15 protein-coding genes are annotated in these 13,482 nt (G+C 64.2%); 8 read left to right on the top strand and 7 right to left on the bottom strand.

Annotated elements, in window-relative coordinates; genetic code table 11:
- Positions 1–6 precede the first annotated feature (6 nt).
- From JX552_RS14510 to JX552_RS14500, 3 genes are all read right to left on the bottom strand, one after another.
- Entirely contained in the window at positions 7–999 is a 993-nt protein-coding gene (locus tag JX552_RS14510) for an Acg family FMN-binding oxidoreductase (RefSeq protein ID WP_205878029.1), read from the bottom strand.
- A gap of 107 nt (positions 1,000–1,106) precedes the next feature.
- Positions 1,107–1,397, bottom strand: coding sequence for a hypothetical protein (locus JX552_RS14505; protein ID WP_241011046.1), 291 nt, complete (start codon positions 1,395–1,397; stop codon positions 1,107–1,109).
- A gap of 161 nt (positions 1,398–1,558) precedes the next feature.
- Positions 1,559–2,704, bottom strand: coding sequence for a cation:proton antiporter (locus JX552_RS14500; protein WP_205878028.1), 1,146 nt, complete (start codon positions 2,702–2,704; stop codon positions 1,559–1,561).
- Between the two features lie 122 nt (positions 2,705–2,826).
- Here JX552_RS14500 and JX552_RS14495 point away from each other — a divergent pair, with 122 nt between their 5' ends.
- From JX552_RS14495 to JX552_RS14485, 3 genes are all read left to right on the top strand, one after another.
- A complete protein-coding gene (locus tag JX552_RS14495) occupies positions 2,827–3,606 on the top strand; it encodes a sulfite exporter TauE/SafE family protein (RefSeq protein WP_205878027.1) in 780 nt (259 codons plus the stop codon).
- Positions 3,607–3,718: 112 nt separating this feature from the next.
- Positions 3,719–4,870: a GGDEF domain-containing protein gene (locus tag JX552_RS14490; protein ID WP_205878026.1), complete on the top strand. Its 1,152-nt coding sequence runs from the start codon at positions 3,719–3,721 to the stop codon at positions 4,868–4,870.
- A gap of 79 nt (positions 4,871–4,949) precedes the next feature.
- The gene (locus JX552_RS14485; protein ID WP_205878025.1) at positions 4,950–5,201 is read left to right on the top strand and encodes a hypothetical protein; all 252 of its coding nucleotides are present in this window, start codon (positions 4,950–4,952) and stop codon (positions 5,199–5,201) included.
- 72 nt (positions 5,202–5,273) lie between these two features.
- Here the strand turns inward: JX552_RS14485 and JX552_RS14480 are convergent, their stop codons facing one another.
- Both JX552_RS14480 and JX552_RS14475 read right to left on the bottom strand, forming a co-directional pair.
- Positions 5,274–5,585 (bottom strand): WhiB family transcriptional regulator, encoded by a 312-nt coding sequence (locus JX552_RS14480; protein ID WP_241011141.1) that lies wholly within the window; start codon positions 5,583–5,585, stop codon positions 5,274–5,276.
- Positions 5,586–6,238: 653 nt separating this feature from the next.
- Positions 6,239–6,610 carry a hypothetical protein gene (locus tag JX552_RS14475; RefSeq protein WP_205878024.1) on the bottom strand — a complete coding sequence of 124 codons (372 nt, stop codon included), beginning with the start codon at positions 6,608–6,610 and terminating at the stop codon, positions 6,239–6,241.
- A gap of 620 nt (positions 6,611–7,230) precedes the next feature.
- Here JX552_RS14475 and JX552_RS14470 point away from each other — a divergent pair.
- Positions 7,231–7,389 carry a hypothetical protein gene (locus JX552_RS14470; RefSeq protein WP_205878023.1) on the top strand — a complete coding sequence of 53 codons (159 nt, stop codon included), beginning with the start codon at positions 7,231–7,233 and terminating at the stop codon, positions 7,387–7,389.
- A 37-nt stretch (positions 7,390–7,426) separates the two neighbouring features.
- Here the strand turns inward: JX552_RS14470 and JX552_RS14465 are convergent, their stop codons facing one another.
- Both JX552_RS14465 and JX552_RS33350 read right to left on the bottom strand, forming a co-directional pair.
- Positions 7,427–8,218: an SDR family oxidoreductase gene (locus tag JX552_RS14465; RefSeq protein ID WP_205878022.1), complete on the bottom strand. Its 792-nt coding sequence runs from the start codon at positions 8,216–8,218 to the stop codon at positions 7,427–7,429.
- A gap of 71 nt (positions 8,219–8,289) precedes the next feature.
- Positions 8,290–8,991 carry an LmeA family phospholipid-binding protein gene (locus JX552_RS33350; protein ID WP_277396080.1) on the bottom strand — a complete coding sequence of 234 codons (702 nt, stop codon included), beginning with the start codon at positions 8,989–8,991 and terminating at the stop codon, positions 8,290–8,292.
- Here JX552_RS33350 and JX552_RS33345 point away from each other — a divergent pair.
- From JX552_RS33345 to JX552_RS14445, 4 genes are all read left to right on the top strand, one after another.
- Positions 8,978–9,253: a hypothetical protein gene (locus JX552_RS33345; RefSeq protein ID WP_277396079.1), complete on the top strand. Its 276-nt coding sequence runs from the start codon at positions 8,978–8,980 to the stop codon at positions 9,251–9,253. The two genes, JX552_RS33350 and JX552_RS33345, sit on opposite strands and share 14 nt — an antisense overlap.
- Positions 9,254–10,336: 1,083 nt before the next feature.
- Positions 10,337–11,023: a TetR/AcrR family transcriptional regulator gene (locus JX552_RS14455; protein WP_241011044.1), complete on the top strand. Its 687-nt coding sequence runs from the start codon at positions 10,337–10,339 to the stop codon at positions 11,021–11,023.
- Positions 11,024–11,287: 264 nt separating this feature from the next.
- Positions 11,288–12,091: an Emopamil-binding protein gene (locus JX552_RS14450; protein WP_205878020.1), complete on the top strand. Its 804-nt coding sequence runs from the start codon at positions 11,288–11,290 to the stop codon at positions 12,089–12,091.
- A gap of 124 nt (positions 12,092–12,215) precedes the next feature.
- Complete coding sequence (locus tag JX552_RS14445) at positions 12,216–13,463, top strand: cytochrome P450 (RefSeq protein ID WP_205878019.1); 1,248 nt, start codon at positions 12,216–12,218, stop codon at positions 13,461–13,463.
- Positions 13,464–13,482 lie beyond the last annotated feature (19 nt).

The raw sequence follows: 13,482 nt of genomic DNA, 5'->3' as shown, positions 1-13,482 counted from the left end.
CGCCACCTACTGGACTTCCGCCTCTGCCAGCCACTCCACCGACTCGGCGAGCGCACGCCGCGGTGTTGCCGGCAAGGGGTCGGCATTGATGGGGGCCCAGCCGATTCGGAACAGCATCTGCGGATAGTTGTTGTTGCCGAAAACGTGCGCACGGACCGCGTCCCGGGTTTCGGCGATCTCCAGCGGCTCGGTGACGGGGCAACTCGCCAGTCCCATCGCCGTCGCGGTCAGCAACACGACGCTGGTGGCCTCACCGGCTCGCAACTGCGCCAACCGGTCGTCGTCGCGGGTGCCGAGTGCGAGGACCACGCCGTTGTCGTCTTCGGCGCAGACGTCGGGGGGCATGGCCAGTGCGGCGCCCGCGAAACGGCGGCTGGGTATCGCAGCCGCGGGGTCCGGTGCCGGCGCGTTGCGCGCCGGCACTCCGGCCGATGACGCGTGCCGTCCGCTCCAGGCGTTGAGTTCGGCGAGATAGTCGGGATCTGCCGCGTGGGCTCGCACCGACTGCAGAACAACGGCATTCAACATCGCCATCGATTCGACCCGATTGAGCGAAACCCCCATGCGGGCCGCCCGCGCGGCCATCAACGCAACATCCCCGACAGGGACCGGCCAGAAGCTGTAGTGTCGCCGGTCGGTTCGACGCCGCGGCATCGCCGCAGCAAGTGCGATGTCGAGCTGATCGGGGGGCTGCGGAATCAACTCGATGGCGGCGAGGTGACTGGGTTCGGCCGGGTTGGGCAGCCGGGACACCTTGGCCTGCCACCCGATTGCCGCCAAGGCGATGACGCAATGATTGAGTGCCGCGCCGCAACTGAGGATCAGGTCACGGCCGTCGGGATCGGTGTGCGGCAGTTGCCGGCTGGTGTCGCAATACAGATGAAGACTGGACATGCCGACCCGCCACCGCCACGGTTGGGTGTTGTGCACCGACGGGGCCCGAGACGCCAGGGTGAGAACTGTCCGGATCGTGCCTTCATCGGGGAAGCGTGAGCTCATCGCTTGCTTTCCTTTCCACCTAGGTCCTGTTTTCAACCCAAGCCTGATCAATACGCCGATACGAGGGCATGGCGTCCTTATTCGGCGGGACTTTATGCCTCTGGTGCTCAAGCGGCGGAAAGCGCGACCTCGACGGAGAGGTTCTCGCCGACGGCGTGGACCGCCGGCCAATCGCCCGCCTGCGCCGCCCGCGCCAAGTCGTCCACGAGCGGGCTTTCGACGCCCAACTCCGCCAGCCACGCCGCGACGGTCGCCGCGATCTGGTGACCCGGCACGTCGGCCGTCCGCCCGTCGTGCAGACGGTCGGTGACGTGGTAGACACAGCGGGTCGAAATCGCCGGCCGGTTCCGCCGGCCCCACGTCAAGTGTTCGGTAGCCACTACCCAGAACTTCGTCATCGCGGCCTCCCCAGATCAGCCTGAATCAATCTGACCATTGCCGCACCCAGGCCAATAGGGCCCAACGAAACCGCGGCGCAGTGCTTCAGTCGTCCTCCGCGCGTGCCGAAGTCCTCGGCCGCGGAGGCCCTAGGTCATTGCCAGCGGAAGGTCCAATGGCCCTAACCAGTCACCTCGTGCTTGCGAACGGCCAATCGACCCGCGATCGACGTGCCGCCGATCGTGATCAGGGCCCCGAGGATCAACGCAGCAGCCTCACCCGCTGCGAACAGGTGGCGCTCGGTGCCGATGGTCGCTGCCGCAACCGGCACGCCGAGTTGCGCGGCCGAAAGCACCGCAAGTGTCAGCGGCTGGCCCAACACTCTTGCCGCGCAGTGAGCCAACACCGCCCCCGCCCCGAGCCCGACTCCAAGCGCAACGAATTTCGGGTGCGCGACAAGCTCGCCCACCCGTAGCGAGGCACCCAGCCACACGAAGAACAAGGGGCTGAAGAACCCCTCGGTGATGCCGAACAATTGTCGCGCCAAACGCCGTGGTTCGCCGACGGCCGCGACCGCAAGACCCAGGGCGAAGCCGGACAACATGATGGAGACACGGGTCGCGACCGCGACTGCTGCAAGAGCGAAGAGCAACAACAGGCTGGTGCGCAATTCCAGTGCGAGCCGGTCCTTTTTGGAATGGGTGTGCACGCGTCGCAGCGTGCCCCGGCGATCCAGTTCGCGGAGAAAGATGAAGATCACCAACGCGCCGCCCGCGATCGAGAGTGCGCTGAGCGCCGCCGCCATCGCTCGACTCGGCTCAATCGCCAACGGCAGCAGCAGAATGCAGGCACAATCGGCGACCGCGATCTGAGCGGTCACCAGAAGCACCGCGGATCCCCGCAACCGCAGCGATTGAATCACCGGTAATGCCAGCGCAGCTGACGACGAGGACATCAACACCGCATACAGCGCCGCATGTTCGCGGTGGAATTCGAAGGCGAGAGCGAAACCCAGAGCCGACGCGACCGCACCCACCAGCGCCGCGCGGGCACCGGCCAGTGGCAGCGCCGAGCGCAACTGCAGGCCACGCACCGGAACCTGGGTACCGACCACGAACATCACCAGCGCGAAACCGATATTGGCGAGGAACTGCAGCGTCGTGTTGTCCACATCGATGACGCGGAAACCCGAGTTTCCGACGACGAGCCCCGCGAACAACTCACCGACCACCACCGGAATCCGTAGCCGGGGTATGGCCGCCAGCAACGGGCCGGCGAACCCGATCGCGGTCACCACCGCCAGCGTGGCGAAGCCGAACCCGTGCATGTCATCTGCCCCTCAGACCGACCCGCGTCACGTGGTTATTCTGCACACACCGGGGCCGGCAGGGTTTCGGTCGGGTGAATTAAACGGTGGTCAGGGAAACCCGACTGACCGATAGTGCGGTGATGACCACGCTTCAGACGGTGATGCTCAGCTTCGCCGCCGGCCTTGTCGTCGCTACGGTCACCACTCCGGTGGGGGTGTCGGGCGCGGTCTTTCTGCTGCCCATTCAGTTCAGTGCCCTCCAGATTCCCAGTCCCGCTGTCACTCCCACCAATCTGCTGTTCAACATCGTGGCGATTCCCGGCGCGCTGGTGCGCTACCGGGTAGCGTTGCGCAACCCGCTCAGTGCCCTGTTGATCGCCGGCACGGTGCCGGGTGTGGTACTCGGCGCACTGGTACGTGTCTTCGTGCTCCCCGGACCACAGGTGTTTCGCATCGCGGTTGCGGGATTCCTTCTTCCCCTGGGCGTTTGGCTATGCCTTCGGAGCGGCGCACCCGTTCGAGCGGTGGGCGAGCAACCGTCAGCACGGTCAATCGGCTTGCTGGCCCTGAGCGTTGGGGTCGTCGGTGGCGTCTACGGCATCGGCGGCGGGTCGCTGCTCAGCCCCATCCTGATCGGTCGTGGTCTACCTGTCGCGACCGTCGCGCCGGCCGCGCTGACCTCGACGCTCATCACCTCGGTGGCCGGCACGGCGACCTACATCGTCCTGGCCGTCACCCGCCCCGACCTCGACATCGCACCCAATTGGTTGGTCGGCATCGCTGCCGGAATGGGCGGACTCATCGGCGGTTACCTAGGCGCCGCCGTCGCGCCGCACGTGCCCGAACGCGCACTGCGGCGGATTCTGGGGGCGTTGGCGGTGGGGGCTGCCGTCGTCTACGCGGGGCAGGCGATCGCCTGAGTGGCCCAGCCGGGCGCGAAATCAGGAGCCATTATCCGTTTCAGCGGTGTAACGTACTGCCCTGACTGGGCGGCCGAATTTCCCTAGCGGCCGGTCTTTTGCGGAGGTGCCGATGCACGCCGAATTGTCCGACCAGGCGCCCTCCCACACGTCCACGGGCCGGTCGGAGGCAACCGACTATATCGACGGTATGGAGCGGCTGTTGCGGGCCGTTCAGGAATTGTCGTTGGCCCGCAGCCTGGCCAACATTCAGCGCATCGTGCGAACCTCGGCGCGGGAGCTGACCGGCTGTGACGGCGCGACATTCGTGTTGCGCGAGAACGACAAGTGCTACTACGCCGACGAAGAGGCGATTGCACCGTTGTGGAAAGGCAACCGCTTCCCGATCGAGGCCTGTATCAGCGGTTGGGCCATGCTCAACCGGGACGCGGCAGTGATCCCCGACATCTACGTCGATCAGCGGATCCCGCAAGGTATTTACCGGCCGACCTTCGTCAAGAGCCTGGTGATGGTTCCGATCCGCCAGCTTGACCCGATCGGGGCGATCGGCAACTACTGGGCTCACCACCACCAGCCGACCGCTCAGGAAGTCCGCCTGCTGCAGGCGCTGGCCGACTCGACCTCGATCGCCATGGAGAACGTGCAAGTCTCCGCCGAACTCGAACAGCGGGTACGCGACCGCACTGCGGAGCTGGAGAAGGCCAACGAAGAGATTCGACGGCTTTCGGTGACCGATGAACTGACCGGGCTGAACAACCGCCGCGGCTTCTATCTGCTCGCGGAGCAGGCGTTGCGCGCGGCACGCCGCCATCGCCGCAATTGCGTGCTCGCATTTCTCGACCTCGACGGACTCAAAAGGGTCAACGACGAACAGGGCCACGATGTAGGCGACTTGCTGATCTCGGACGTGGCCCGGGTGCTGCGTGGCACGTTGCGCGAGTCGGACATCATCGCGCGCATCGGCGGCGACGAGTTTTTGGTGCTGACCACCGAGAACGAGGGTGATCCCGGCCGGTTGAAAGAACGGCTGGTCGAGGCGTTTCACGCGTTCAATCGGGGCAGCGACAGGCCGTATCGGGTGTCGGCCAGCATCGGTCTGGTGGCGGCCCCCGCTGCCGATGCCGCCTCGGTCGACGAGTTGTTGGCTCGCGCCGACGAATTGATGTACGCCGAGAAGAAAGCCGGCATCAATGCGCGGCTCGCGGGACTGATCGGGCCAGATGCCGCGTCTGTCTTGCTGCCGGAGCTGACCCGGCGCAGTTAGTCGGCTCGGACCGCCGGGTCGACAGCGCAAGAGCGGAGTTTTCGACTCGGTGGTTGACCACACTAAGTACGATCGCTCGATGGTGAAAATGTTTTTCGCGGCGCTGGCGGCGATCGGTTCTTTTGCCCTGGTACCCGCGCCCGCCGCGCACGCCGATGTGTGCGGCGACGTCGGCGGTCGGCACGTCTCGGTGGGCGGTTGTACTGACCCGGCAGCGAGGGTGGCGACGGCCAGCGACGTCGAGGCGGCCAGCCAGGCCGCCAACGGCCAGCCGCCGTGCTACACCGCCGAGGGTGTGCCCTACTACACCCCGAACGGCGCCCCCTGCTAGGCAGCGGCCACAGATTGCGCAATCGGCGGACACGGCGGCCGACAGGCACGCACCGCCTCTAGATTCGTGCGACTAGCCCGCGAAGCGGGTGTTCTGTTTGTTGAAGAAATCCGCCCATGACAACACCTCGGGGTGCTCTTTGAGCAGCGCCCTGCGCCGCCGTTCGGTCAGACCGCCCCAGACGCCGTACTCGACCTTGTTGTCGAGTGCGTCCGCGCCGCACTCGCGCTTCACCGGGCAGTTCCGGCAGATGGTGGCCGCCTTGCGCTGCGCCGCCCCCCGCACGAAGAGTTCGTCCGGGTCCGCGTTTCGGCACAGTGCATTCCGCACCCACGCGCGGTCTTCAGAAGTGGCTGCACGCGTATTGCTGTTGGCACCAGCCAAACCTAATTTCCGGGGGGCCGACCGAGTTTCTGTCAACAATTTGTGCCCTTCCTCCTTGCCGCGATATGCATCCGCCACCCTGATACGAATTGTCGTGGTCCGGGACCTACGGCTGCGCTGGTCAGCAAATTAAGGCCAGCGGGCCGCGCGTACATCGTGACCGGCCGCCAAGGAAACAATGTCCCATTGTGCGGGCGCCACAAAACGGTGTCGTCACCTCCGGCTGCCCGCTTATCGATCACGTTCTGATCTATCGCGATTACCGCGGCAATTGTTAGCACCCGGTTTGGAAAGGTCTTGCCTCGCTGCGGGAAGTGACTCTGCCGCGCGAGCAAATTGTCGGGTCAGTCGGGCTGCCTTTCGCCGCAGAGGCTTGATCAGCAACCGCCGGCTGCGCTGAGAGCCGCCCGGTAAGCGTTAGCTGGTGAGCTTGGCGAGAAAATCGGGCAACCGCCCGGCACCGAAGTCGTAGAAGCGCCCATAGCGGCTCGATGGAGACGCGCACCATCTGCTTGTACGTCGAGCGCACCGCGGCTTCGAAGTCGGCAGGTTGGGGTCGGCCCATCTCCTTGACGCCGCCACAATTGCGACGACGGAGATCCACTGCGCACCGGGTTTTACGGCGGGCTGTGAAGCAGACAGACGAATGGACCTTAAGGGTTTTCGGTTGTCACCGGATTGGGGGTCACCGGATTGGTCACCGCAGGAAGGTGTCCGGGCCAGCCCGGCAGCTCGGTATTCGGTTCCGAAATCGGCGCTACCTCCAGCGGAACGCATTTCTTCGGGGTCAAGCCGTTTTTCCACGCACCGGGCGGATTCGGCGCGGCCGACAGCGAGCCGTCCGGGCAGCGGAATGAGCACGAACCTTCCAGTGCGCCCAGCGGAGTGATGACTTGGGCGGTCAGGAAGAAGATATTGACGCCGCCGACACCCTGCACGGCGCCGCCGCCATACTCGCAGTGCCAACGACTGCCGTTTTCTTCGACCGGAAAGTCGCACCAGTAGTGATACGCCCCCATCTCCATGCCCGAGCCCCCGACCCCCGGGTAGTCACACAACCCGGGTCCAGGGACGTTTCCGCCGATATCCGCCTGTGCCGCAGGAACACTCACGCTTAGCCACGCAGTTGCCGTAATGCCGAAAAAGGCGAATTTCTTCACTCATTCCCCTCTTCAAACGACAACCGCCGCGTGATGGGCAATTGTCTATTTCGAGCCACTTGACCAGGACGCACCTAGTTATACGCCTCTGAGTTCCTCGCCTGAAAACTCGTCCCGTTGCCACCACGGGAGAGACGTGGGTGATCAGCGCGGCTTCGCTTCGGCAGGTGTCCGCGGATTTCCACCCGCGATCCAACCGAGCGGTAAGAAATTGCGCGTCATCCGCCCACATCGCGCAGCGTACAACCCGGGGGCGGTCCGGGCGGGGAGGCCAACCCTTCTCGGGTCAGTTGGCGAAGCGGCACTGCGCCGGCAGCGTTTCTGGCTAATGTCATTGCGGCACTGATGGATTCACGCTTTGCCGACTCGGAGACCGGCGAGGCGGTTCCCGCTTCGGCCGACAACCTGCAACGATGTACGCACAACCCCGCGACAGGTCCGCAGCGCCCGGCGCACCTTCGGGTCACGACAGAAAGAATCGCTTCATGCCCGACGAACCTTCACATCCACCCACCACGCCGCGCCAACGGCCACGGGTACACGTCACTCCCGAAGAGTTGGAGCGATTCGGTGACGAGGATCAGGTGCGCTCGGTGTGGGACGAAAGTCGGCTCCGCGACGAGCAGCCGCCGCATCACCGCTGATGCACCGCGGCACAGGGGCCGGGACGGGTCACGGCGGCTACTGCAAGCTGCGCTGATAGCGGCGCATGCCGGCAATCCAGCGCTCGTAGTCGGCGCCCTTCTGCCGGTACATGGTCAGTACGTCGGGATGCGGCAGCACCAGGAACGTCCCGTCGATGATGGCCCGCACCACACAGGCGGCCACGGTCTCCGGGGCAACCACCGAGCCGGAGCTGGTGACGGCGGCACCGGCCATCCGCATGTCGCCGTCCGGCGAGTCGGACATTGCGCGCAGCATGGCGGTGTCCACACCCATCGGGCACACACAACTCACCCCGATGCCCTGATCGCCGTACCTGATGGCCAACCATTCGGCGAACCCGACTGCGGCGTGCTTGGTCACGCTGTAGGGGGCCGCACCGAGCTGAGTCAGCAGGCCGGCCGCGGAGGCGACGGCGACAAAATGTCCGCCACCACGCTCGAGCCACTGCGGCACAACAGCTTTGGCTGCCCGAATATGGGCGCGCAGGTTGATATCGATGATCCGGTCCCAGGCGGCTTCGTCGTCGCCGAGGCCGAGTTGGCCGGTGATGCCGGCATTGGCGACGAAGATGTCCACCGGTCCGTAGGCTTGGCGCGCGGCGGCGAGCAGAGTCGCGATCCCCTCCGTCGTCGCGGCGTCCGCGGCGACTGCGACGCCACCGATCTGCGCCGCGGTCTCGGCAGCCGTAGCGCCGTCGATGTCGCCGGCCACCACCGAGGCGCCTGCCGATGCCAGGGCCGCCGCAATGGATCTGCCGATGCCCGAGCCCGCGCCGGTGACCACTGCCACCGATCCGTCAATCTTCACGGCCACATGTCTACCGCATCAACAGGGCAGCAGGGGTGCGCGACGACCGGTGCTCGATGGGCTGGGCCGAATCAGAATCCGCTGAAACAGTCCTGACCGTTGTGCGGCGACGACGACGCCGGGATGCTCGCGTTCGTGGTGGAGAACGTGGCTTCCAGCCCGGCGTCGGTGACCTTGACCGTGTCGGCGTGGATGCCCAGCGGATAATTCTGCGTCGCCTTGGACGTGAGGCTGTCCAGATTCTCCTGCACCGTGTCCGTAGACATCTTCGAGCCCAACGCGGTCAAGTTGACCACCTGCAGCGATAGGCCGTTGTTGGCAATCTGCGGCTTGACGGTGACGCTGTCGAGCATCCCCTTGAGTTCGATGGTGCCCTCGCTCGGGTTGGTGGTCACCTTGCTGGTCACAAAGCTGCCAAGCACCGGGATGGCGTCCTGGACCGATTGCTTGATGCCGTCGGATGACCAGGTGATCGTGCCATTGAGCGCGCCGATGGTGCCTTTGGATTCGCCGGTGTCGCTCAGGCGGAGGTCCTTGATGTCGATGCCGACCTTCATGCCCTTGGCGCTGCGCACCTGGTTGCCGGCGGTCCGCACGGAGATTTCCGGGAAATCGCCGCTGAGGTATTGCCAGAGCATCGGCGGCATGACGGCGAACGACACCGTGGCGCTGTCCTCAACCTCGCACGCCACCGCGCTCGCCACTTTGTTCCCAGCCACGTTACGGACGATCAGCTCAGCTCCGATTAGCACGGCCAGAATGACCGCCAGCACGATGGCGAGGATCAAGGGCTTCTTCCGCCGTCGGCGGGGCTGTGTTGACGAGTCCTTCGATGGCTGCACGGTGGGCAGGCGAGTCGTGGCCTGCTCCGGCGGCCCGGACCGTTCCGGTGCGGGTGCGGGTGGGCGGGCCGGCGGATACGGCCGAGCGGGTGGCGGCTGCGGCGGCCTTGGCGGGCTCGGCGGGCTTGGCGGGCGGCTTGGGGGTGGCGGCGGGTTTGCCGGGGGCGGCGGTCGATATGGTCGTCCGGGCTGAGGAATCCGCTGCGTCGGTGATCCCGACGGCGGTGGGGATGCTGGCGGAGGTGCCGGTCTCCTGCTGGGGCCGGGCTCGGTGGGGCGATTCCATTCCGGCGGGTTCCCGGACGGCCCTTGCGGAGTTGTCACCAACCCAATGCTGCCCTATAAAGCCGAACGTGTCTGCGGCTGACGTGCGCCGGGGCCGCCAGTGGTCGATCAGCCCTTTGTGGACACCGAGATGTAATCTACGAGCTTCGGTTGCTCAGAACGTGTTGCGCTAAACGACTTCGCCCTCGATCAGGGATTACCAACCCTGCGGCGTCAAATGCCCCACACCTTGAGGCCGCGCGCCTAGAGCAGTCCCCGGTTATTCCGATGTCTTGAGACATCACCTGCGCTGACAGAATTTGAACCCACGACCACTTGACCCCCAGGCTCAATGGCGGTATGCGCGTGCGTCCGCACCTGTCCACAATTCCCGTTGTGCCGCAACGGATTATGTTGTGCGCGGACGGCGACGAACGATTGCGGAAACTCACGGCCAAATTGACCGAATGGCGCTGCGGATCACCGCCGGTGACTGCCGACGATCCTCGCGGCGTGCTGCGGATCCGCGCTGCGGCGGTGCGCGCCGGCTGCTGCGACTGCGCCCAGCCCCGACAGCCTCGCCCTGGCGCTCGATAGCGCCGCGACCTTGCTGGACGTATGGAGGACCGACTCGCGCGCTGAAGACCAGTTTGCAATTCGTCATCAGGATAGCGAGCGCTATCGCTACTTCAGCTTCGATCATTTTCAAGGGGAGCACCCGTACCACCACGGCCCATGCTCGCTGCCGGATGGAGGTAGTTGATCACGTGAGAGCGGGCGGCCGCCGCCGTAGACCACGGGCTTTGGACAACCCGTGGCGACGGAACCGTCCCAATGCGGCCCTGCGCCTCCGGCGGGTGACAATGCTATTGCGGCCCAGTACCCGCGGTCCTGCTTCGAAGCTATTTCGAAGTTATGAGGAATCGCGATTCGACTGGCGTGACGCAGGTCGATACCGCACCGGGACGCAGTCTGCGAGCCCAAGCGCGGTTACGTAGAGTATGGTCGCGGCGTGGTGGGCACATCTGCCAAGTCCTCGTCGCACGGTTCGGCGAAGGAAGATCCAGGCGAGATCGCTGATCGCGCCGCCGCCGATGACGACCGCCACAGTCCACGTCGCCGCCGAAGCGCGATCCTCAGTGGCGCGGAGCAGGAATTCGCCCAATCCGGCTATGACCGAACGAAAGTTGCCGCGATCGCTAAGCGGGCCGGCTACCCGCTCGCGGTGGTGTATCGCACCTTTCCAGGCGGCAAGATGCAGATCTGGAACGAACTGAACGCTGATCGTTTCAACGACCTGGTGAGCTTCGTCCTGCAAAACTCTCGCGGTGAGTCACTGCCGGCGAAGCGGATGCTCGACAACATTCGATCGGCGTACATTTACCTGTGCAACCATCCGAACTTCCTGGAGTTGCACTTCCGAGAAGGCTTCAATTGGGCGACCGCAAGCGATTCCGGCAGAGGAACCCTGCGGCAAACATGGACGGTGGCGGTAGACATCTTCATCGAGATGGCCGCCGCGGACGGCGGTGTGGCAAAGGCGTCTCACTTCTCGCCGAGTCAGGTTGCACGACTTGCCATTTCGACCGTCCAGATATGGCTTCACGAGTGGTGGCATAGTTCGCGCGAGACCGATATCGAAGAGGATGCGGACCGGCTAGTGTCCTTCCTGTCGTTGTGGCTTCGCGACGAGAACTAACTGCGTTCAGGTGACATAGCGTTCCTCACACGCCCTGACTCGCGGCGTGGATGGAGCGGTATCGGCCGCGCCGAAGGGCGCTTGACCTATGCGCCTCGCTTCCCGCGCATCCTTTGCCGGCTGGCTTCTCATCATCTCAATGCTCAACGGCAACTCTGCAACAGGGCCTTGACCCCCGACTGCGACAGAATTACCATTCTGCGAGGAGCAGAATCATCATTCTGCCTGTATATGCCCGTCAGCGCCGACGTCGGAAGGACCTGCATGATCGAGCATCACGACTTCACCAAGCCGTACGCGAAGAACCGGAAGAGGATTTACACCGGCGTTGCCGCAGTGATGGCAGCGGGATACATCGTTACCGCTGGTGGGACAGGCCTTGGGATCTTTCCGACGACGCCTATTACCGGGCTCGTCGCGTGCATCATCTTCACCAATGCCATCTGGGTCGCTTTCTGGGCGTGTTGGTTCGTCAACGGTCCGGGCGAAAAGCGAACCACGCTGGAGAAGGCCGATGAGTTCACGATGCTCTGGGCGTGTGTGGCGGCCGTCGGTAGCGAATTGACTTGGGAACTCCCCTGGCTCGTCGCCGACGCTCTCGGGCGCGCCCACATCACGCCGAATGACCGATGGGTCTACATCTGGTACTACTACGCCCGAGTTGACGAGCGCTACCTTCACAGCGACGGGGCGCTGTGGGGTATTGAGGCGGTCGTGGTCCTAGCGGCGGTGTTGCTGCTGGTGCAGTGGTTTCGCTTGCGCGGCAATCCAACTCATGATCCGAAGCGCATCAGCGCTCTGTGGTGGTCACTGTTCGCGATGACGGTAATGCTCACCATTTTCGTGGTCTACTATGCTGCCGAAGTACGGCACGGCTTCCCCAACGTGCAACGCGGGTTCTGGGATCTCACGGTGATCTTCGTCTACGAGAACCTTCCTTGGCTGCTCGCCCCAATGATCAGCATCCCGTTCACCGCAATGCAACTGGCCTACCTCTATCAGGAGCAAGGCCGACGCAACGCATTGGCCCAACCGGACGACCTGCTGAAGGATGCGAGTTTCGCGTGACAGTCCGAATGCCAAGGCTGGTCGAATCCATGTAACCCCAACCTCGAGGCCCAAGAGAATGTCAATCCAGCGAGCCGACCGACGCGGTCGCTTGGCGACCCGGTCGAACTAAACGGTGCGACCGGTGGACAACACGATTCCCAACATCTTCGAAGCCGGTCTGCCGGCACTGGAATACGACTTATCGGATGCGCCGGAGGACGCGCGTGTGCACATCCGGGCGGCCCAGTCCCAATCTCCCATCGCCATGGGGCCGTTGGGACCTGAAATCTTGTCCTATGACCTTGCTCGGGCTGTACTGCGTGACTCAAGGTTCAGCATTCCCCCCGGCATTACGCTCATGGCGCAAGGCGTAACCTCTGGGCCGCTGTTCGATAAGGTCATGGCCAGCCTGCTGTGCGTTGACGATGAGGCGCACCAACGTTTGCGCAAGCTGGTGTCCAAGGCGTTCACCCCGCGGGCGACATCACGTCTACACGACACCATCAACGATGTAGTGAACGGACTTATCGATCAGGTGGCGGACTCTGGGCGGTTCGACGTCGTTGTCGATATCGCCAAGCCGTATCCGATACCGATCATCTGCGCACTATTGGGGGCTCCTCGCGAGGACTGGCAACGGTTTTCAGCATGGACCGAAAACATCTTGAAGGCATTCAACTTCAGCACCAACCTGGTAGAAGAAGAACCCACCATCATGCGTGCGTGGGGTGAACTTGATGCATACGTCGATGACATGATCAGCCTCCGGCGGCACAACCTCACCGATGACCTGTTGTCCGAACTGATTCGCGCAGAGAACGATGGTGACAGGCTGAGCGTGGACGAATTGCGCATGATGGCTGCCGCCCTACTCATGGCAGGAACCGACACCACGCGAAACCAATTGCCTGCCTCGGTTCAGGTGCTGTGTGACCATCCAGATCAGTGGGCAATACTTCAAGGCGATCGCGACTTTGCGATGCGCGCGGTAGAGGAAAGCATGCGTCACTCGCCGATTGTCTGTGGCACGGTCCGGACCGTCACCCAGGATGTCGAGTTCGGTGGCTACATGTTCCCAGCGGGAACCTTCGTAATGGTGAACACTGGTGCAGCCAACAGGGACCCAGACGTCTATGAGGATCCGGACCGCTTCGACATCACCCGGAAGGAGGCGCCGCCGATCCTGACTTTCGGCGGCGGTAGGCACTACTGCCTGGGCGCGAATCTAGCGCGCCTGGAATTGGCTGAGGCGCTCGCCACTCTTGCACGACGCCTACCTGGCCTGCGTCGCGTCGAAACGGCTCCGTGGAAACCCATGCTGGGCTTTACCGGACCAACAAGGCTTGTGATGGAGTTCGAAATCGAGTCGGTCTCCGCGGCGAACGCGTAGTACGAGATCGCCGAACGCA

It is taken from the genome of Mycobacterium gordonae (assembly GCF_017086405.1).
Lineage (GTDB): Bacteria > Actinomycetota > Actinomycetes > Mycobacteriales > Mycobacteriaceae > Mycobacterium > Mycobacterium gordonae_D.
The sequence above is the reverse complement of the archived record's forward strand: the minus strand, read 5'-3'. Positions and strand labels throughout refer to the sequence as shown.